Raw genomic sequence first — 20316 nt, 5'->3', positions numbered from 1 at the left:
GATGACCGACCCGCACGACCCTTACCTGATCATCTCCTCCGACTGCCACGCCGGGCTCCCCACCGAGGAGTACCGGCCCTACTTGGAGCGCCGCTTCCACCGTGAGTTCGACGAGTTCCTCGGCCAGGCGCAGGCCCGCCGCGAGGAGTCGACGCGCCTCGGCATCCGCAACGACGCGTTCGCCGAGAAGTGGTTCAACGACAACGAAGAGGGGCTGCGCGGCGGCTGGGACGCCGCGCAGCGCGTGAAGGAGCTGGACGGCGACGGGGTGGCCGCCGAGGTCGTCTTCCCCGACGCGGACGCCGTGGACAGCCAGACGGCCGCGCCCTTCGGAGTGGGCCTCGGCCTCTCCGGGGACCAGGACCCCGAGCTCGGCATGGCGGGCGCGCAGGCGCACAACCGCTGGCTCGCCGACTTTGTGTCCGAGCATCCCGAACGGCACTGCGGAGTAGCCCTGTTGCCCATCACCGGCGAGGTCGACCGCGTCGTCGCCGAGGTGCACCGCGCCAAGGATTCGGGGCTCGGCGCGCTGATGATCCCCTCCATGTGGGTCGACAAGGCGCCCTACCACGACCGGCGTTACGACCCCGTGTGGGCCGCGGCGGCCGAGTGCGCGATGCCCGTGGTCACCCACTCCGGAGCGGCACCCCGTCACGAGTACGGCGACCATCTGGGGATCTATGTCTCCGAAGTGACGTGGTGGCCCGCGCGCCCGCTGTGGTTCATGCTCTGGTCGGGCGTCTTCGAGCGGCATCCCGGGCTGAGGTTCGGCGTCGCGGAGTCGGGCTGCTGGTGGCTGCCGAACCTCCTGTGGTTCATGGACCGCCTCTACCTGGGCGCGCACGGCGGCAAGAAGCTCTCCCCGTTCGCGGAGCTGAAGCGCCCGCCGCACGAGTACCTGGACCGCCAGATCTTCGTCTGCGCCACCAACACCAAGCGCCGCGAACTCGCCCAGCGCTACGAGATCGGCGTCGACAACATCCTCTGGGGCAGCGACTTCCCGCACCCCGAGGGCACCTGGCCCGACACGCGCGCGTGGCTGAGGAAGACCTTCCACGACATCCCCGTGGCGGAGACCCGGCGCATGCTGGGCCTCGCGGCCGCCGAGGTCTTCGGCTTCGACACGGAGCAGCTCGCGCCGCTCGCCCGCCGCATCGGCCCCACCCCGGCCGAACTCGGCCAGGACGCCGACCAGACGGCCGTCGAGGCCTCCTGGGCGCGCTCGCGCGAGGTGGGCCGCCACTGGCTGACCGACCACGACTTCCCGACGCTGGGGGTGACCCGATGACCGGGGACCGCTACACCGTCATCTCCGCGGACTGCCACGCGGGCGCCGATCTCCTGGACTACAAGCCCTACTTGGAGTCCCGCCACCACGACGCGTTCGACGCGTGGGCCGCCACCTACGTCAATCCGTACGAGGACCTCCTCGCCGACACCGCCGACCGCAACTGGAACTCGGACCGCCGCGTCGCCGAGCTGGAGGCGGACGGCATCGTCGCCGAGGTCGTCTTCCCGAACACCATCCCGCCGTTCTTCCCCTCGGCGTCGCTGATGGCGCCCGCGCCGACCCGCGAGGAGTACGAGCGGCGCTGGGCGGGACTGCGCGCCCACAACCGCTGGCTCGCCGACTTCTGCGCGGCCGCACCGGGGCGCAGGGCGGGCGTCTTCCAGATCCTCCTGAACGACGTCGACCAGGCCGTCGAGGAGATCCGCAGGTCGGTGAAGGCGGGCCTCACCGGCGGCGTCATGCTGCCCGGCACCCCGCCGGGCTCGGGCCTGCCGGAGCTGTACTCATCGGCGTACGACCCGATCTGGGCGGCCTGCGCCGAGCTCGGCGTGCCGGTCAACCACCATGCGGGCTCGGCATCGCCGCCGCTGGGCGACGAGCCCGCCGCGCGCGCGGTGTTCATGGTCGAGACGACGTGGTTCTCGCACCGGGCGCTCTGGCACCTCGTCTTCGGCGGCGCCTTCCGCCGCCACCCGGAGCTGAAGCTGGTCCTCACCGAGCAGGGTTCGGGGTGGATCCCCGGGGTGCTCGACATGCTGGACTACTACCACTCGCGCCTGGTCGCGGCGGCCACGAAGGCGGATACCGCGGAGTCGAAGTTCGGGGCGGGCCTCGCCGATTCGATGGGCAAGGGGCCCTCCCAGGTGTGGCGCGAGAACTGCTTCGTGGGCGCCAGCTTCATGCGCCCGCACGAGGCGGCCCTGCGCGAGCGCATCGGCCTCGACAAGATCATGTGGGGCAGCGACTACCCGCACGACGAAGGCACCCACCCGTACTCCCGCGAGGGCCTGCGGATCACCTACGCGGGCCTGCCGAGGGACGAGATCGCGGCCATGGTCGGCGGCAACGCCGCCCGTGTCTACGGCTTCGACCTGGAGCGGCTCGGCGAGATCGCCGCGCGCGTGGGACCGACGGTCCAGGAACTGGACGAACCCCTCAAGGAGGCGCCCGCCGACGCGACGAGCCCGGTGTTCGCGCCGGGAGGGTCGGTCCGCATCTGGTGACTCCTGTGGTGCGATGCTCCCTGCGTGACGGAAGCAACGCATGACGAAGCGCACGGCGGAGCCCTCGGCGCACGGCTCAACTGGCTGCGGGCCGCCGTGCTGGGGGCCAACGACGGCATCGTCTCCACCGCGGGCCTCGTCGTCGGCGTCGCGGGTGCCACCGGCGACCGCGGCACCCTGCTCACCGCGGGGCTCGCCGGGCTCCTCGCGGGGTCCATGTCCATGGCCGCGGGCGAGTACGTCTCCGTCTCCACGCAACGCGACTCGGAGAAGGCCGCCCTGGCCATGGAGCGGCGCGAGCTGCGCGAGCAGCCCGAGGCCGAACTGGCCGAGCTGACCGAGCTGTTGGAGGGGCGCGGGCTCAGCGGCGAGGTGGCGCGCGAGGCCGCGGAGCAGCTCACCGAGCGGGACGCGCTGCGGGCCCACGCGCGCGTGGAGCTCGGCATCGACCCGGACGAGCTCACCAATCCCTGGCACGCCGCCTGGGCCAGTTTCGTCGCCTTCACGGTGGGCGCGCTGCTTCCGCTGCTGGCGATCGTGCTGCCGCCCGCCGACTGGCGGCTCGGCGTCACGGTGCTCTCCGTTCTCGCGGCCCTTGCCCTCACGGGCTGGGGCAGCGCCCGCCTGGGCGCGGCGGACGTGCGCCGCGCGGTGCTGCGGAACGTGGCGGGCGGTGCGCTGGCGATGGCGGTCACCTATGGGGCGGGGGCGCTGCTGGGGGCGGTCGGCGTTTGAGGCGCCGCCTTTGGTGAGGATCACCAACAACCGGCCTCGTACCGCCGGTAATACTTGTCGGTAACAACCCCTAGTCGCGGGCAACCAGCCGTTCTACGGTGCACGCATGTCCCCGAACCTGCCCGATGTCGTGCTGTGGTCCATACCTGCCTTCGTGCTGCTCACCGTCGTCGAGATCGTGAGCCACCGGATCCATCCTGCCGCCGACGGGGCCGCCGCCGGGTACGAGACCAAGGACGCCGTCACCAGCATCACCATGGGGCTCGGCAGCATGGTCTTCGACTTCCTGTGGAAGATCCCGATCGTCGCGATCTACTCGGGCGTCTACGCGCTGACACCGCTGCGCGTGGACGTCCTGTGGTGGACGATCCCGCTGATGCTCCTCGCGCAGGACTTCTTCTACTACTGGTCGCACCGGGGCCACCACGTCATCCGCATCCTGTGGGCCTGCCACGTGGTGCACCACTCCAGCCGCAAGTTCAACCTCACGACGGCACTGCGCCAGCCGTGGACGACCCTCACGGTGTGGCCGTTCTATCTGCCGCTCATCGCCTGCGGCGTGCACCCGGCGGCGCTCGCGTTCTGCTCCTCGGCCAACCTGGTCTACCAGTTCTGGATCCACACCGAACGCATCGACAAGCTGCCCCGCCCCTTCGAGTACGTCCTGAACACGCCCTCGCACCACCGCGTGCACCACGCCTCCCAGGGCGGCTATCTGGACCGCAACTTCGGCGGCATCCTGATCATCTGGGACCGCATGTTCGGCTCGTGGGTCGCCGAGACCGACCGCCCCGTGTACGGCCTGACGAAGAACATCAACACATACAACCCGCTGCGCGTCGCCACCCACGAGTACGCCGCCATCGCCAAGGACCTGAAGGCGGCCGCCAGTTGGCGCGAGCGGGCCGGACGGGTCTTCCGCGGCCCCGGATGGCAGCCGCAGGCCCCCGAGGCGCCCACCGCGACCGTACGGGCCTCCCAGGCGACGGTCCCGGAGCGCGCGGCGTGACGCGGCCGCCCTCGCCGAGGCTGCTCGCCGGCGCCTTCGGTCTCGCCGCGGCCGGCGATCTCCTCGCGCTCCTCGCGGACTTCGGGCCCGGCCACGCCGTCTTCAAGCCGCTGCTCATGCCGCTGCTCGCGGCGTACGTCGCGGTGCGGCGCGGCCCCCGGCTGCTGATCGCCGCCCTCCTCTGCGGCTGGGGCGGAGACACCTTCCTGCTCTTCGACGCCGAGCCCGCCTTCCTCGCGGGAATGGGCTCCTTCGCGGCCGGGCACGTCTGCTACCTCGTGCTCTTCAAGCGGTACGGCGACTCCAGGAGGTACGGAAACGGGGGCGGGTCCCCACGCGTGCGTGGTGCCGCGCTCGTCGCCGGGTACGCGCTCGCGCTCGTGGTCACCGTGGCGCTGCTCTGGCCCGATCTGCCCGCCGACATGCGCGGTCCCGTCGCGGGCTACAGCCTGCTGCTCACCGCGATGGCGTTCGGCGCGACCGCCCTCGGTGCCACGGCGGCCGCGGGAGGCGCGCTCTTCCTGCTCTCGGACACCCTCATCGCGACCGGCGTCGCCGAGTGGCCGCAGCTGCCCCGGCCCGACTTCGCGATCATGCTCACGTATCTGGCGGCGCAGTACCTGCTGGCCAAGGGCGTGCTGGCGGCAGCCGACGGGCGGCAGGAGTCCACCCCGGCGTACGGTGAAAGGCGTATGCCGAGCACCACCTCCTGACCAGCACGAAGGACGTGCGTGCTGCGTGCCTGCAGCTGTGGCGGCGATCCGCGGGCCTACCGCGGCGACCTCGTCGTCGCGCCGCCCCCGCGCGTCACCAGCGGATCGGCACCGGCACCGCCGTGAGCAGCGCCGAAAGGGCCACGACCGCGCCGAGCGCGATCACCTCCCCGCGCGCGGGGACGTACGCGCCGACGCGGTCCCCGGTGCCCCGCAGCCGGTGGCGGGCGCACAGGGCGAGCACCGAGACGGCGGTCACGACGAGGACCTTGGCGAGCAGGGTGCGGCCGTAGGCCGTCTCGGTCAGCTGGTCGACGACCGTGCCCGGCGGCATCCGGCGCAGGGTGCTGAAGACGCCCGTCGCCGTGATCGCGGCGAACAGGACGGCGGCCACGCGCGCGTAGAGCCCCAGGACCGCGATGCCCGCCTCCGGAGCGGACGTCCGCCACCTCCGCAGCAGGCGCAGGACGTACAGCAGACCGCCCGCCCACAGCGCGCCGCACGTCAGATGCACCAGCGTGAGACCGCTGCCGACGAGCGCGGAGTTCTCCACCGGAGGGTGGGCCCGCAGCGCCTCGGCGACGATCACCGCGGCCAGCGGAAGCACCGCGGTGGAAGGGCGCCGGGTCCGCGCGCACAGGGCGGCCGCGATGAAGCCGTTGACCTCCAGGAGGGCGAGCCTGCCGTCCCGGGTGTCGTAGAGCCGCCCGATGTCCAGGTCGGCGAGTTCCTGCGGGACGAGGTTGCCGTTCGCCACGATCGCGGCGAGCCCGAGCGCCGCGGCGAACCCCGCCCATGCCGCGTACGCCCCCCAGCCGCGGGGCGCCCGGTCCGGCGGCGCCCCCGGCACCCGGCGGGCGAGGCGCGTCGCGAACACCTCGCCCAACTGCACGCACAGCGCGGCGAACAGGACCGCGCGCAGGACCGTGATGCCGCCGGTGCCGGGCGCCTTCGCCTCGCCGGTGCCGCTGAGCGCGGCCGAGGGGCCGAGCAGCGGGATCAGCGCGGCGAAGGCCACCAGGACGAGCACGGCCACGGCGCGCCCCACGGAGGGGCGGCGGCGCGGCGCGCGGTGCGAGGCGGGGGCGGCGGCCGGTATGCCGGCCGTCGCGTCGCCGCCGGGCTCGGCGGACGGTCGTATGGAACTCACCACAAGATCTTCACCAGGGGTTCCCCCGGCGGGCAAGTCCTGGGGGACAACTGGCGCAAAGGCGTTCCGATCGGACCGTAACGCTCACCACCGCGCGCGTCGGCTCACCGCCAGTCGGGCCGGTCGCCTCCCCAACGGCCCGGCGGGCGCGCCCAGTTGGCGGGTCCTCCGGAGAAGGAGACGGGCGGCAGGGCGTACCGGAGCCGCCCCAGCGGGCTGTCGGTCCCGGCGAGCCAGGGCGCGGGATCGGCGTAGGCCTCTGCGGCGCGCCCGCCGGATCCCGCGGTGTCGAGCGACATCAGCCATGCCGCCGTACGGGCGAGGGCGAGGCGTACGTACCCGGTGCCGCCCCGCGACGCCTGTTCGGTCACCGTCCGCAGCACCGCGGCGGCGAGCAGATATCCGGTGCCGTGGTCCAGGGCCTGCGCGGGCAGCGCGCCGGGCCGCCCGGGGTCGCCCTCGACCGCCGCGATCCCGGTGGCGACCTGCACGAGGCTGTCGAAACCGCGCCGGTCCGCCCAGGGGCCCGCCGCGCCCCACGCCGACAGCTGGGCGACGACGACGCCCGGCCTGCGCGCGGCCAGCTCCTGGGGCGAGAGCCCGAACCGGTCGAGTGCGCCGGGCCGGTAGCCGGTGACGACGACGTCGGCGGCCGACAGCAGGTCGTCGAAGACGCGCCGGTCCGTGCGGTCGCCGAGGTCGAGGGTGGCGGAGCGCTTCCCGAAGCCGGTGTCCGTGTGCTGGTCGGCGAGTTCGGCGGGCCGCGGCGGGTCGACGCGCAGCACGTCCGCGCCGAGCAGTGCGAGCGTGCGGGTCGCGACGGGCCCCGCGATGACCCGGGTGAGGTCCAGTACGCGCAGGCCGTCGGCGGGCCGTGCGGGGGAGCCGGTGAGCGGGGCGAGGTCGCGCGCGGGCGCGGGGCCGAGCCACTCCCGGTGCACCAGGGGCTGGTCCGCCACCGCCGCCCCCTGCGGATGCGCGGCCCACTGTCCGGGCGTGCGCAGCGCGACGGCGAGCCCTCCGGCGGCGTACACCGCGTCCTCGGCCTTGGTTGCGGGCAGCTCCGCGAGGCGCGCGGCGACCGACTCCTCGGCGTCGGCGAGCCCGAGGGCGGACAGCAACGCCTGCCTGTGGTGCGGGTAGTTGGCGTGGGTGCGCACCCAGCCGTCCGCGGTGCGCCAGAACCGGGACAGCGGCGCGAAGGTCACCGGCGCCCTGCCGTCGACCAGGAGGTGCCGCTCGCTGGTGAAGGCCGTGGCCACCGCGCCGTCGTCGACCAGGACCCGCGGCACGTCGCGCCCGGTGCGCCGCGCGGTCAGCTCGGCGGCGGCCAGCGCGCAGACGCCCGTACAGGCCCGGGCGAGCCCGATGACCGGGAGGCGGGCGGGCAGCGCGCCGTCGCGGGTGACGGAGGCGATCCGGGGCAGGAGCGCGGGATCGCCGCCGAGTGCGGTCCAGGCGGAGCGGGTGGCGTCCGGTGATGTGTGCGTCATGCATGCACTATGCCGTGCGCGGAAGGGCCGGGCGACCCTCGGCCGCCCGGCCCAACACGCGCTGACACGGCGCCACTTCCGTACGACCGCCGGGGAAGCGGAGCCGTGCCCCTGCCGCTGCTGCTTCACGCGCTGCTACTTCTTGACGCGCTGCTAGTTCTTGACGCGCTGCTACTTCTTGACGCGCTGCTACTTCTTCACGGCGTCCAGCGCGTCGGCCATGCCCACGCCGTAGAAGCCGTTCTTGTTCGTGTCGCCCTCGCAGACCGCGTCGATCTTGCCGTCACCGTCGATGTCGTACGGATCGGTGCACGCCATCGGGTCCGCCTGGCGGTACATGAGCGCCTTGACCCGGGCCGCCGACGCGTGCGGGTGCGTGGACTTGATCAGCGCGGCGAGGCCCGCGACGTGCGGGGACGCCATCGACGTGCCCGCCTTGTAGCCGAACTTGCCGCCGGGCAGCGTCGACAGGATCCGGCCGTCGGTGGCCGGCGCCTGCGGGGGCTGGAGCTTGGTGGAGTCGCCGCCCGGCGCCGCGATGTCGATGACGCCGTCGCCGTAGTTCGAGTACGACGACTTGAGGCCCTTCGCGCCGGTGGCGGAGACCGTCACGACGCCCGGCAGCTGCGACGGGATGTCGAAGCAGTCCTCGGTCTTGATGGTCCTCGGCACCGGAGTGGTGTCGTCGGGGCTCGAGTCGTCGAGGATCTCGTCCTGGGCCAGGTCGGTCTTGGCGTTGCCCGCGGCCGCGACGTTCACCGCGCCCTTGCGCTCCGCGTACCTGGTGGCCCGGCCGACCGCGTCGACCAGGGCCTTCTGGTCGTCGTCCGTCGTGCAGTTGAACAGCCACGGGTCGGTGTAGTAGCTGCTGTTGGTGACGTCGACGCCGTGGTCGGCCGCCCACATGAAGCCGCAGACCACGGCCTCCGTGTAGTACATGCCGGTCGCGGGCTCCGCCACCTTCAGGCTCGCCACCTTCACGCCGGGCGCGACGCCCGTGACACCGGTGCCGTTCTTCGCGGCGGCGATCGTGCCCGCCACGTGCATGCCGTGGTCGCTCTCCTTGGCCACCGGACGCCACGCACTGTCCTTCTGCACGGGCACCCCGCCCAGGCAGCTCGCGGACGCCTCGCGGTCGAAGTTCGGCGCGATGTCGGGGTGCGTGTCGTCGACCCCGGAGTCGAGGACGCCGACCGTGACCTCCGGGCTGCCGAGCGAGACCTCGTGGGCCTTGTCCGCCTTCATGGCGGGCAGGTCCCACTGCAGCGGTTCCAGCTCGTCCTGCCCCGCCGACGCCTTGCCCGCCGCGGCCTTCGCCTCGGCGGCGGTCAGCGGCCGCTCGGACTCGATCGCGTCGTTCGACTGCGCCGACAGCGGCGCGGTGCGCGTCGCGCCCGCCGACTGCACGCCCTTCACCTTGCGGATCTTCGCCGCGAACCCGGGGTCGGACGCGTGGACGACGATGACGCCTATCTTGTCGTACGCGATGACGACGGTGCCGCCGGCCTTGGCGATGGCCTTCTTCGCCTGCGCCGAACTCCCGTGACCGGGACGGACGTTCACGACGTAGCTCATCGACGTGCCGTCCGGGGCGGGCGCGGCCGCCGGGCTCGCGCCGGGCAGGTCGGCGGGGCGCGCCAAGGCCGTCGTCGGCAGGAAGGCGACGGCCGACGCCACCGCGATGCCGAGCGGAAGGGCCAGCGCGCGACGGGCACGCGTGACCGCTGCGGCACTGGTCAAGGACCTGTTCACGTTCGCTCTCCCCATCACTTCTGCACGGCGTCGAGCGCGTCGACGAGCCCGCTGCCGTAGAAGCCGTTCTTGTCCTTGCCGCCGCTCTGGCAGATCGCGTCGACGTCGCCGTCACCGTCCGGGTCGTAGGGACCTTCCGGGCAGGAGAGCTTGTCGGCCTGCTTCTTGAGCAGCCGCTGCAGCTCGGCGGGGCCCGCCTTGGGGTGCGTGGACTTGATCAGCGCGGCGACGCCCGCGGCGTGCGGCGAGGCCATCGAGGTGCCCTGCAGCCAGCCGTACTCGCCGCCCGGCATGGTGGAGAGGATGCGGCCGTTCTTCGACGGGGTGTCGGCCGGGATCTGGAACTTGTCGCCGCCCGGCGCCGCGACGTCGATGACGCCCTTGCCGTAGCTGGAGTAGATCGACTTCAGGTTCTTGACGCCCGTCGCGCTGACCGTGACGACGCCCGGGAGCTGGGTGGGTACGTCGAAGCACTCGTGCGGGTCGATGGTGCGGGTCACCGGAGTGGAGTCGTCCGGGCTGGAGTCGTCGACGATCGCGTCCGAGTCCAGGTCGTGGTTGGAGTTGCCCGCGGAGGCGAGGTTGAGGGTGCCCTTGCGCTGGGCGTACAGCTGGGCGCGGTTGACCGCGTCGACGATGGCCCGCTGGTCCGGGTCGTCCTTGCAGTTGTACAGCCACGGGTCCACGTAGTAGCTGTTGTTGGTGATCTCCACGCCGTGGTCGGCGGCGAACACGAAGGCGCAGACCACGCTCTCCGGGTAGAACAGCTCGCTGACCGGGTCGGCCACCTTGATGCCGGCGACCTTCACGCCGGGCGCCACGCCCGCGACGCCGACGCCGTTGCGCGCGGCGGCGATCTCACCCGCGACGTGCGTGCCGTGGAAGTGGTCCTTCTTCGCGGGACGCCAGGCGCCCGCCGAGGTGTCGGCCTTGCCGCCGACACAGCTCGCCGACTGCGACGGCGAGAAGTTGGGCGCGAGATCCGGGTGGGTGTCGTCGACGCCGGTGTCGATCACGCCGACGGTGACCTTCGCGCTGCCCGGGTTGATCTTGGCGGCCTTGTCGGCGCCTATCGCGCGCAGGTCCCACTGGTCCGCTTCCAGCGGCTCGTCGCCCGAAGCGGCGGCGGCCTCCAGGGACTTGGCGTCGGCCTTGGAAAGCAGCTTCGGGGCGCCGTCCTCCGTGGTGCCCGCCGGGGTCAGCGGGGCGGTGCGGGTCGCGCCCGCCGTCTGGACTCCGCGGACCTCGCGTATCTGCTTGCCGAAGTCCGGGTTCGAGGAGTGCGCGACGATCACGCCGATCTTCTCGTACGCGACGACGACCGACCCTCCGGCCTTGGCTATCGCCTTCTTCACGTACTCGATGGTCTGGTGATCCGTGCGGGTGTTGACGACGTACGCGAGGGCGGGGGCGTCCTTCGCGGCCTGGGCCGACACCGGGGCGGGCGACTCGTTCGGTGCCGCCGACGCGGCGCCCGGCACGAAGCCGAGCGAGGCGGCCAGGGCGATGCCGAGCGGCAGGGCGAGCGCCGTACGGCGTCTGGAACGCAGATGAGCCATGGGATCTCCACATCATCCGGAGACGGAACCGCACACGGAATCGCATACGGAACTGCCCGAACACAGGTGGTGCTCGGGCAGGTACATGACGGGTCGTTCAGGGTGAAGCTAACCCGGAAACTCCCAGGCCAGCAATGACTTCCCGAAGAAAGCGGGGAGTTGGGCCACGTCGCGCGTGCCGCCTTGGCGTTGAGCAGGCAACGGAAGCAACATCAACCCCCTGTCGGATCACGTCCGGTGGCCTTAGCATCGCCATCCGTGGCTCACGTGATCCGCGTCACGCCGGAGTGAAAGCCAGAGCCCCATGGAACAACTGTCCGTCCCCACCCCACCCGCACCACGAGGAGACTCCGTGGCCACCGACGCACCGCCACCTTCGAAGGGCGGATCAGACCCCACTCCCCACGCGCCCTCCACGGAGGAGTTCATCGAGGTGCAGGAGAGCGCTGAATTCGGCGAACTGCGCCACGCGCACCGCTCGTTCGCCTTCCCGCTCACCGTCGCCTTCATCGCCTGGTACCTGGTGTACGTCCTGCTCTCGAACTACGCCGACGACTTCATGGGCACCAAGCTGTTCGGCAACATCAACGTCGCCCTTGCGCTCGGCCTCGGGCAGTTCCTGACCACGTTCCTCATCGCCTGGTTCTACTCGCGCCACGCCGCGTCGAAGCTCGACCCGAAGGCCGAGGCGATCAAGTCCCGTATGGAGGGCGACGCATGAGCCCCGCGCACACCGCCGTCATCGACCTCGCGGCGGCATCCGACGCCTCCGAGCACCGGCCGCTGATCATCAGCCTCTTCGCGGCCTTCGTCGTCGCGACCCTCGTCATCACCGTCTGGGCGGGCCGCCAGACCAAGAACGCCGCCGACTTCTACGCGGGCGGCCGCCAGTTCACCGGCTTCCAGAACGGCCTCGCGATCTCCGGCGACTACATGTCCGCCGCGTCCTTCCTCGGCATCGCGGGCGCCATCGCCCTCTTCGGGTACGACGGGTTCCTCTACTCCATCGGCTTCCTGGTCGCCTGGCTCGTGGCGCTGCTCCTGGTCGCCGAGCCGCTGCGCAACTCCGGCCGCTACACGATGGGCGACGTCCTCGCCTACCGGATGCGCCAGCGCCCGGTCCGAACGGCGGCGGGCACCTCCACCATCGTCGTGTCGATCTTCTACCTGCTCGCGCAGATGGCGGGCGCGGGCGTGCTCGTCTCCCTGCTGCTCGGCATCACCACCGACACCGGGAAGATCCTCATCGTCGCCCTGGTCGGCGTCCTGATGATCGTCTACGTCACCATCGGCGGCATGAAGGGCACCACCTGGGTGCAGATGGTCAAGGCCGTCCTGCTCATCGCGGGCACCGTGCTCATCACCTTCCTGATCCTGCTGAAGTTCAACTTCAACATCTCCGACCTGCTCGGCACTGCCGCCTCCAACAGCGGCAAGGGCTCGGCGTTCCTGGAGCCCGGCCTCAAGTACGGCGCCACCGGCACCTCGAAGCTGGACTTCATCTCGCTCGGCATCGCTCTGGTCCTCGGCACCGCGGGCCTGCCGCACATCCTGATCCGCTTCTACACGGTGCCCACGGCCAAGGCCGCCCGTAAGTCCGTGAACTGGGCGATCGGCATCATCGGCGCCTTCTACCTGATGACGATCGTCCTCGGCTTCGGCGCCGCGGCCCTGCTCAAGCCCGGCGACATCATCGCCTCGAACAAGGCGGGCAACACCGCGGCGCCGCTCGCCGCCCTGGAGATCGGCGGCGGTGGCGACTCGACCGGCGGCGCCATCCTGCTCGCGGTGATCTCCGCGGTCGCCTTCGCCACCATCCTCGCGGTCGTCGCGGGCCTCACCCTCGCCTCGTCGTCCTCGTTCGCCCACGACATCTACGCGAACGTGATCCGCAAGGGCAAGGCCACCGAGAAGGAGGAGATGAAGGCGGCCCGCTGGTCGACCGTCTTCATCGGCATCGTCTCCATCGCGCTCGGCGCCCTGGCCCGCGACCTGAACGTCGCGGGACTCGTCGCCCTCGCCTTCGCGGTCGCGGCCTCCGCGAACCTGCCGACGATCCTCTACAGCCTGTTCTGGAAGCGGTTCACCACCCAGGGCGCGCTCTGGTCCATCTACGGAGGGCTGATCGCCGCCGTCGGCCTCGTGCTGTTCTCACCGGTCGTCTCCGGCAAGCCCACCTCGATGTTCCCCGACGCGAACTTCGACTTCTTCCCGCTGGAGAACCCTGGCCTGATCTCCATCCCGCTGGGCTTCCTGCTCGGCTGGCTCGGCTCGCTCCTGTCCAAGGAGGAGCCGGACAAGGGCAAGTACGCCGAGCTGGAGGTCAAGTCCCTCACCGGCGTCGGGGCCCACTGACCAGGAACCGTTCACACGCTCGTAGCGGCCGCGTCGTAGAGTCCTACGACGCGGCCGCGCCGTTCCTCGTGCCAAATGGCCCGTGGCGTTGTCAGAGGTCTGACGTAAGGTCGAAAGAAGTCGGAACACCGAGATCGGGACCATCCGCATCCAACCGCCGGGGAGGGGGCCGCAGTGCTCATCGACACCTATGGCCGAGTAGCCACTGACCTGCGCGTATCACTGACCGACCGCTGCAATCTGCGCTGCACGTACTGCATGCCCGAAGAGGGCCTCCAGTGGCTGGCCAAGCCCGACCTGCTCACCGACGACGAGATCGTCCGCCTCGTGCGGATCGCCGTCACGCAGCTCGGCATCACCGAGATCCGCTTCACCGGCGGCGAGCCGCTGCTGCGCCCCGGCCTCGTCGGCATCGTCGAGCGCTGCGCCCAGCTGGAGCCGCGCCCCAAGATGTCCCTGACGACGAACGGCATCGGCCTCAAGCGCACCGCCAAGGCCCTCAAGGCGGCGGGCCTCGACCGCGTCAATGTCTCCCTGGACACCCTGCGCCCCGACGTCTTCAAGACGCTCACCCGCCGTGACCGTCACAAGGACGTCATCGAGGGCCTCGAAGCCGCCCGCGACGCGGGCCTGACCCCGGTCAAGGTCAACACGGTCCTGATGCCGGGCCTGAACGACGACGAGGCCCCCGACCTCCTGGCCTGGGCCGTCGAGAACGACTACGAACTGCGCTTCATCGAGCAGATGCCCCTGGACGCCCAGCACGGCTGGAAGCGCGACGGAATGATCACTGCCGGTGACATATTGCAGTCCCTGCGCACCCGCTTCGAGCTCACCGAGGAGGGCTCGGGCGAGCGCGGCTCCGCCCCCGCCGAGCGCTGGATCGTCGACGGCGGCCCGCACCGCGTCGGCGTCATCGCCTCCGTCACCCGCCCCTTCTGCTCGGCCTGCGACCGCACGCGACTGACGGCCGACGGCCAGGTGCGCACCTGCCTGTTCGCCACCGAGGAGACGGACCTGCGCGGCGCCCTGCGCGCGGCTCCTGAGGACAGCACGGACGGCTCGGACGAGGCGATCGCCCGCATCTGGAAGCTCGCGATGTGGGGCAAGAAGGCGGGCTCGGGCCTGGACGACCCGTCGTTCCTGCAGCCGGATCGGCCCATGTCGGCGATCGGCGGCTGAACCGCCGAGGGGCCCAGGGGCGGGGAGTCGACCGGATCCGCGGGGCGGCGTCAGCGCTATCCGCGGGGCGCCGTCAGCGTTCCGCGGTCGCGCCGTCCGCACCGCCGTCGCGCGACTCCCACTCGGACAGCGTCACGACTTCCTTCAACATGCCGCGCACACCGAGGAATTGAGAGAGGTGCTCGCGGTGTTCCCCACATGCGAGCCACGTCTTGCGGCGCTCCGGGGTGTGGATCTTGGGGTTGTTCCAGGCGAGCACCCAGACCGCGGCCACGCGGCAGCCCTTGGCGGAACAGATGGGGGTTTCGTCACTCACAGTCGCGTCCAAGTGCGTTCAAAACAAGGCGACGCCGAGCAGCCACGGGGGGAGCTGCCCGGCGTCGGTCTGTCGCTCCGACGGGGGATGCGGAGCGCGTACGAAGTATGTCATGGGGGACCCGGTGACTGGCACCGGAACTACATGATTGATCTGAGGTTTATTTGAGCTTGGCGGAACGTCGACGGTCACTTCTGATCACGCGATGAGCCGCGCCGCTGGTCGTGGGCGGGCCCCAGGGGATCTTCCGGGACGGATTCCGCCGGACCCGCGGGAGCGGGCGGCGCGAGCATTGGCCGAGAAGGGGCGGGTACGAACGTCGAGGGGAGCGAGGGATTGCTTTCGCGACCGGCGTTCGCGATGACCACGGAGATGTACGGGAGGAGAACACCGAGTACCAGAGCGACGAGGGCGACATGCCGCTCGACGTTCCACAGCACGGCGGCGGCGACGACCGACACGGTCCTGACCGACATCGAGATCACATACCGGCGCTGCCTGCCGCGGACGTCCTCCGCAAGACCCTGCCGCGCTCCCGTGATCCGGAAGACCTGGCCGCTGCTCTGCTTCCGCATCACGTTCCACCACCTGCCCGTCCGCCGGGCTCTCCCCGGCCCGGACTGCGTTCCACGTTACGCCGGGGCTCCGTCGCCTACGAGACCGGGGGAGGCCTCACCTCGGTGTACTTCCTGCGCCGTGCCACGTATGGGGGTACCCGACATGCGCCGTACGGGGGACGGGCCGACACTGACGGTACTGCTCATGTCGAGCCGTACGAGGAGGCAGTGATGGGCTGGTTGTGGGCGATCATCGTGGGATTCGTGCTGGGGCTGATCGCCAAGGCGATCCTGCCCGGCAAGCAGCACAGTCCGCTCTGGCTGACCACCGTGTTCGGCATCATCGGCGCGGTCGTGGGCAACTGGCTCGCGACGCAGTTCGGCATCAACGAGACCCGGGGCATCGACTGGGGCCGACACGCTCTGCAACTGGCCGCCGCGGTCGTCGTGGTCGGCCTCGGTGACGCCGCGTACAAGATGATCAAGGGCAACAAACAAGCGACGTGATCCGCGCGGACGACGTGTGATCCGTGCGTACGGCGAGGGCCCGGCCCCCCCTGGGGGAACCGGGCCCTCGCCGTCGTACGGGATGTACCGGGCGTCAGCCCGCGGTGACCTCGACCGCGGCCAGGTTCTTCTTGCCGCGGCGCAGCACGAGCCAGCGCCCGTGCAGCAGGTCGTCGCGGGCCGGGACGGCGTCCTCGGCGGCGACCTTGACGTTGTTCACGTAGGCACCGCCCTCCTTGACCGTGCGCCGGGCGGCGGACTTGCTCGCCACCAGGCCGACCTCGGCGAGCAGGTCCACGACCGGGCCGAGCTCGGCGACCTCGACGCGCGGCAGCTCCGAGAGCGCCGCGGCCAGCGTCGCCTCGTCGAGCCCGGCCAGCTCGCCCTGGCCGAAGAGGGCCTTGGACGCGGCGATGACCGCGGCGCACTGGTCGGCGCCGTGCACCAGCGTCGTCAGCTCCTCGGCGAGCGCGCGCTGCGCGGCACGTGCCTGCGGACGCTCCTCGGTCTGCTTCTCGATCTCCTCGAGCTCCTCGCGGGACTTGAAGGAGAGGATCCGCATGTACGTCGAGATGTCCCGGTCATCCACGTTCAGCCAGAACTGGTAGAACGCGTACGGCGTGGTCAGCTCGGGGTCGAGCCAGACGGCGCCGCCCTCGGTCTTGCCGAACTTGGTGCCGTCCGCCTTGACCATCAACGGCGTGCCCATGGCGTGCACCGTCGCGTCCGGCTCCAGGCGGTGGATCAGGTCGATGCCCGCCGTGAGGTTGCCCCACTGGTCGCTGCCGCCGGTCTGCAGCGTGCAGCCGTGCCGCCGGTACAGCTCCAGGAAGTCCATGCCCTGCAGCAGCTGGTAGCTGAACTCCGTGTAGCTGATGCCCTCCTGGGACTCCAGGCGGCGGGCGACCGACTCCTTGGTGAGCATCTTGTTCACCCGGAAGTGCTTGCCAATGTCCCGCAGGAACTCGATGGCGGAAAGGCCCGCCGTCCAGTCCAGGTTGTTGACCATCGTCGCGGCGTTCTCGCCCTCGAAGGACAGGAACGGCTCGATCTGGGTGCGCAGCCTGCCCACCCAGTTCGCGACCGTCTCCGGGTCGTTCAGGGTGCGCTCGGCGGTCGGCCTGGGGTCACCGATCTGGCCCGTCGCGCCGCCGACCAGGGCCAGCGGACGGTGCCCCGCCTGCTGGAGCCGGCGCAGCGTGAGGACCTGCACGAGGTGTCCCACGTGCAGGCTCGCCGCGGTCGGGTCGAAGCCGCAATAGAACGTGACGGGACCGTCCGCGAGCGCCTTGCGCAGTGCGTCTTCATCGGTGGACAGGGCGAAAAGCCCCCGCCACTTCAGCTCGTCGACGATGTCCGTCACGGGTCTCGCGTCTCCTCGGGTGTGCTGATGGGGTGCACTTCGGATGTGCTCGCACGTCGCACGACGTGCACGGTCCGAGGTTATACGCCCTGGCTGACCGAACTCATATTGAAATCCGGGACGCGGAGCGTGGGCATCGCGGCCCGGGTGAAGTAGTCGCCCCACTCGCGCGGCAGCGTCTTCTCCGTGCGGCCCGCCTCGGTGGCCCTGCCGAGCAGGCCGACCGGCGACTCGTTGAACCGGAAGTTGTTCACCTCGCCCACCACCTCGCCGTTCTCCACGAGGTAGACGCCGTCCCTGGTGAGCCCGGTGAGCAGCAGCGTCGCCGGGTCGACCTCGCGGATGTACCAGAGGCAGGTCAGCAGGAGGCCGCGCCCGGTGGCCGCGACCATCTCGTCGAGCGAACGGTCGCCGCCCCCTTCGAGGACGAGGTTGTCGATGGCGGGCGCCACCGGCAGTCCGGTCAGGCCCGCGCTGTGCCTGCTGGTGGCGAGGTGGGCGAGCTCGCCGTCGCGGATCCAGTCGGTGGGGCCGACCGGCAGGCCGTTGTCGAAGACGGAGGAGTCCCCGCCCGAGGCGTGCGCGAGCACGAACGGCGCCGACTCCAGACCCGGCTCGTGCGGGTCGCTGCGCAGCGTCAGCGGCAGCTCCGCGAGGCGTTCGCCCAGGCGCGTGGCGCCGCCCGGCTTGGAGAACACCGTGCGGCCCTCGGCGGCGTCCCGTGCCGACGACGACCAGTACTGGTAGATCAGCAGATCCGCCACGGCGGTCGGCGGCAGCAGCGTCTCGTACCGCCCGGCCGGCAGCTCGATGCGCCGCTGCGCCCACCCGAGGCGCTGCGCGAGCTCCGCGTCGAGCGCCGCCGGGTCGACGTCCTTGAAGTCGCGGGTGGCCCGCCCCGCCCACGCCGACTTGGTGCGGTCCGGCGACTTGGCGTTGAGTTCGAGGGTGCCGTTGGGCTGGTCGTGCCGCAGGCGCAGCCCCGTCGACGTACCGAGATAGCTCGACACGAACTCGTGGTTCGCGAAGCCGTACAGCTCGCGGCCGCCCGCCCTGGCCCGCGCGAACGCCTCGCCGAGCGCGGGGGCGAAGTCCGCGAAGACCGCGGAGGAGGTCTCGACGGGCGCGTCCGTGAAGTCGGGGGACGCGGCGGTGCCGGTCACAAGGGGCTGTGCGTCCTCGGCGGGGCCCGCCGTGCGCGCGGCCTGTTCGGCGGCCCTGACCAGCGGCTCCAGGTCGTCCGCTGTTACGGCCGAGCGGGTCACGACGCCGGAGGCGGTGCCCTCCTTGCCGTCGACGGTCGCGATGACGGTGAGGGTGCGGCCGCGGGTGACGCCGTTGGTGGTGAGGGCGTTGCCCGCCCAGCGCAGGTTCGCCGTCGACTCCTCGTCGGCGATCACCACGCAGCCGTCGGCGGTGGACAGTTCGAGGGCGCGCTCGACGATCTCGTGCGGCTTGGTGGCGCTGCGGCTCATCGACCGGCCTCCTGCGTGGTGTTCAGAATGTTCACGCCCCGGAACAGGGCGGACGGGCAGCCGTGCGAGACCGCGGCGACCTGGCCCGGCTGGGCCTTGCCGCAGTTGAACGCGCCGCCGAGCACATACGTCTGCGGGCCGCCGACCGCGGCCATCGAGCCCCAGAAGTCGGTGGTCGTCGCCTGGTAGGCGACATCGCGCAGCTGCCCGGTGAGCCGCCCGTTCTCGATCTTGTAGAAGCGCTGCCCAGTAAATTGAAAGTTGTACCTTTGCATGTCGATGGACCACGACCGGTCGCCCACGACGTAGATCCCGCGGTCGACGCCCGCGATCAGGTCGTCCGTGGCGAGCCCGCCGGGATCGGGCTGCAGCGACACGTTCGCCATGCGCTGCACCGGCACGTGGCCCGGGGAGTCCGCGTACGCACAGCCGTTGGAGCGCTCGAAACCGGTGAGCTTCGCGATGCGCCGGTCCAGCTGGTAGCCGACGAGCGTGCCGTCCTTGACCAGGTCCCAGGACTGCGCGGCCACGCCCTCGTCGTCGTACCCGATGGTGGCGAGCCCGTGCTCGGCCGTCCTGTCGCCCGTCACGTTCATCAGGGACGAGCCGTACGCGAGCTTGCCGAGCTGGTCGAAGGTGGCGAACGAGGTGCCCGCGTACGCCGCTTCATAGCCGAGCGCGCGGTCCAGCTCGGTGGCGTGGCCGATGGACTCGTGGATGGTCAGCCAGAGGTTCGACGGGTCGACGACCAGGTCGTACGTGCCCGCCTGGACGCTCGGCGCCCGCATCTTCTCGGCCAATTGCTCCGGGATCCTGGCCAGTTCGTCCGCCCAGTCCCAGCCGGTGCCCGTGAGGTACTCCCAGCCCCGGCCGACCGGCGGCGCGATCGTGCGCATCGAGTCGAACTCGCCGCTCGAGTCGTCGACGGCCACCGCGGTGAGCTGGGGGTGCAGCCGCACGCGCTGCTGCGTGGTCACCGTGCCCGCCGTGTCCGCGTAGAACTTGTTCTCGTGCACGGTCAGGAGCGAGGCGTCGACGTGCGCGACCCCGTCGGCCGCCAGCAGCCGCGCGCTCCAGTCGGCGAGCAGCCCCGCCTTCTCCTCGGCCGGTACGGAGAACGGATCGATCTCGTACGAGGAGACCCAGGTCTTGTCCGCGTGCACCGGCTCGGCCGCGAGCTCGACCCTCCCCCACTGCCCCAAAGGCGTGGGAGGTGCCCCCCCGTCGGATCCGGCGGCCTTGATGACCTGCGCGGACAGCTTCGCCATCGCCACGGCCTGGGAGGCGACCCGGGCCGCTGCGTCCATCGTCAGATCCACGCCGGAGGCGAATCCCCAGGTGCCGCCGTGCACCACGCGCACCGCGTATCCCAGGTCCGTGGTGTCCGAGGTGCCGGACGGTTTGGCGTCGCGCAGCCGCCAGGACGCGCTGCGCACCCGCTCCAGGCGGAAGTCCGCATGGTCGGCGCCGAGCGCCCGCGCGCGGGCGAGCGCGGCGTCGGCGAGAGCCCGCAGCGGCAGCGCCGTGAAGGCTTCATCGATGGAATGAGGCACGGATGTCTCCCTGCTGTCGGCACCGGTCAGGTCCGATCATGTCGCGCCGCACGGCCCGGCGGCCAGACCTTTCTGTAGGGATC

18 protein-coding genes are annotated in these 20316 nt (G+C 71.3%); 9 read left to right on the top strand and 9 right to left on the bottom strand.

Going from position 1 to position 20316, the window contains the following annotated elements:
• Position 1: 1 nt before the first annotated feature.
• From ACFWZ2_RS32235 to ACFWZ2_RS32215, 5 genes are all read left to right on the top strand, one after another.
• The gene (locus tag ACFWZ2_RS32235) at positions 2-1288 is read left to right on the top strand and encodes an amidohydrolase family protein (RefSeq protein WP_384551692.1); all 1287 of its coding nucleotides are present in this window, start codon (positions 2-4) and stop codon (positions 1286-1288) included.
• Entirely contained in the window at positions 1285-2514 is a 1230-nt protein-coding gene (locus ACFWZ2_RS32230; protein ID WP_384551690.1) for an amidohydrolase family protein, read from the top strand. Before ACFWZ2_RS32235 ends, ACFWZ2_RS32230 begins: the two co-directional genes overlap by 4 nt.
• Before the next feature lie 24 nt (positions 2515-2538).
• Positions 2539-3249 (top strand): VIT family protein, encoded by a 711-nt coding sequence (locus tag ACFWZ2_RS32225; protein ID WP_384551688.1) that lies wholly within the window; start codon positions 2539-2541, stop codon positions 3247-3249.
• A gap of 106 nt (positions 3250-3355) precedes the next feature.
• Positions 3356-4258, top strand: coding sequence for a sterol desaturase family protein (locus ACFWZ2_RS32220; protein ID WP_384551686.1), 903 nt, complete (start codon positions 3356-3358; stop codon positions 4256-4258).
• A complete protein-coding gene (locus tag ACFWZ2_RS32215; RefSeq protein WP_384551684.1) occupies positions 4180-4971 on the top strand; it encodes a lysoplasmalogenase in 792 nt (263 codons plus the stop codon). The genes ACFWZ2_RS32220 and ACFWZ2_RS32215 overlap by 79 nt, the downstream gene beginning before the upstream one ends.
• 94 nt (positions 4972-5065) lie before the next feature.
• Here ACFWZ2_RS32215 and ACFWZ2_RS32210 read toward each other — a convergent pair whose 3' ends face one another.
• The 4 genes from ACFWZ2_RS32210 to ACFWZ2_RS32195 form a co-directional block, all read right to left on the bottom strand.
• Positions 5066-6070 (bottom strand): CopD family protein, encoded by a 1005-nt coding sequence (locus ACFWZ2_RS32210; RefSeq protein ID WP_384551752.1) that lies wholly within the window; start codon positions 6068-6070, stop codon positions 5066-5068.
• Positions 6071-6225: 155 nt separating this feature from the next.
• Positions 6226-7614, bottom strand: a complete 1389-nt coding sequence (locus ACFWZ2_RS32205; RefSeq protein WP_384551682.1) for a CoA transferase — start codon at positions 7612-7614, stop codon at positions 6226-6228.
• A gap of 189 nt (positions 7615-7803) precedes the next feature.
• The gene (locus ACFWZ2_RS32200; protein ID WP_384551680.1) at positions 7804-9381 is read right to left on the bottom strand and encodes a S8 family serine peptidase; all 1578 of its coding nucleotides are present in this window, start codon (positions 9379-9381) and stop codon (positions 7804-7806) included.
• Positions 9381-10925 carry a S8 family serine peptidase gene (locus ACFWZ2_RS32195; protein WP_384551678.1) on the bottom strand — a complete coding sequence of 515 codons (1545 nt, stop codon included), beginning with the start codon at positions 10923-10925 and terminating at the stop codon, positions 9381-9383. The genes ACFWZ2_RS32200 and ACFWZ2_RS32195 overlap by 1 nt, the downstream gene beginning before the upstream one ends.
• Positions 10926-11277: 352 nt before the next feature.
• On the opposite strand from ACFWZ2_RS32195, the gene ACFWZ2_RS32190 reads away from it, so the two are divergent.
• The 3 genes from ACFWZ2_RS32190 (at position 11278) to moaA (ending at position 14462) form a co-directional block, all read left to right on the top strand.
• Positions 11278-11646, top strand: coding sequence for a DUF485 domain-containing protein (locus ACFWZ2_RS32190; protein ID WP_384551676.1), 369 nt, complete (start codon positions 11278-11280; stop codon positions 11644-11646).
• Positions 11643-13280, top strand: coding sequence for a cation acetate symporter (locus ACFWZ2_RS32185; RefSeq protein ID WP_384551675.1), 1638 nt, complete (start codon positions 11643-11645; stop codon positions 13278-13280). Before ACFWZ2_RS32190 ends, ACFWZ2_RS32185 begins: the two co-directional genes overlap by 4 nt.
• A gap of 174 nt (positions 13281-13454) precedes the next feature.
• Positions 13455-14462, top strand: coding sequence for a GTP 3',8-cyclase MoaA (moaA, locus tag ACFWZ2_RS32180; protein ID WP_384551673.1), 1008 nt, complete (start codon positions 13455-13457; stop codon positions 14460-14462).
• Positions 14463-14535: 73 nt separating this feature from the next.
• On the opposite strand, the gene ACFWZ2_RS32175 is transcribed toward moaA, so the two are convergent.
• Together ACFWZ2_RS32175 and ACFWZ2_RS32170 are read right to left on the bottom strand one after the other, a co-directional pair.
• On the bottom strand, positions 14536-14778 hold the full coding sequence (locus ACFWZ2_RS32175) for a hypothetical protein (RefSeq protein ID WP_384551671.1): 243 nt from the start codon (positions 14776-14778) through the stop codon (positions 14536-14538).
• Between the two features lie 188 nt (positions 14779-14966).
• Positions 14967-15353, bottom strand: coding sequence for a DUF3099 domain-containing protein (locus tag ACFWZ2_RS32170; protein WP_384551669.1), 387 nt, complete (start codon positions 15351-15353; stop codon positions 14967-14969).
• A 213-nt stretch (positions 15354-15566) separates the two neighbouring features.
• On the opposite strand from ACFWZ2_RS32170, the gene ACFWZ2_RS32165 reads away from it, so the two are divergent.
• Entirely contained in the window at positions 15567-15842 is a 276-nt protein-coding gene (locus ACFWZ2_RS32165) for a GlsB/YeaQ/YmgE family stress response membrane protein (RefSeq protein ID WP_384551667.1), read from the top strand.
• A gap of 94 nt (positions 15843-15936) precedes the next feature.
• Here ACFWZ2_RS32165 and tyrS read toward each other — a convergent pair whose 3' ends face one another.
• The 3 genes from tyrS to ACFWZ2_RS32150 form a co-directional block, all read right to left on the bottom strand.
• Entirely contained in the window at positions 15937-17205 is a 1269-nt protein-coding gene (gene tyrS, locus ACFWZ2_RS32160) for a tyrosine--tRNA ligase (protein ID WP_384551665.1), read from the bottom strand.
• Positions 17206-17285: 80 nt separating this feature from the next.
• Positions 17286-18680, bottom strand: coding sequence for a metallopeptidase TldD-related protein (locus ACFWZ2_RS32155; protein ID WP_384551664.1), 1395 nt, complete (start codon positions 18678-18680; stop codon positions 17286-17288).
• Positions 18677-20233 carry a TldD/PmbA family protein gene (locus tag ACFWZ2_RS32150; protein WP_384551662.1) on the bottom strand — a complete coding sequence of 519 codons (1557 nt, stop codon included), beginning with the start codon at positions 20231-20233 and terminating at the stop codon, positions 18677-18679. Before ACFWZ2_RS32150 ends, ACFWZ2_RS32155 begins: the two co-directional genes overlap by 4 nt.
• Positions 20234-20316: the final 83 nt, after the last annotated feature.

Source organism: Streptomyces sp. NPDC059002 (assembly GCF_042740435.1).
In the GTDB taxonomy this organism is placed as follows: Bacteria; Actinomycetota; Actinomycetes; order Streptomycetales; family Streptomycetaceae; genus Streptomyces.
The sequence above is the reverse complement of the archived record's forward strand: the minus strand, read 5'-3'. Positions and strand labels throughout refer to the sequence as shown.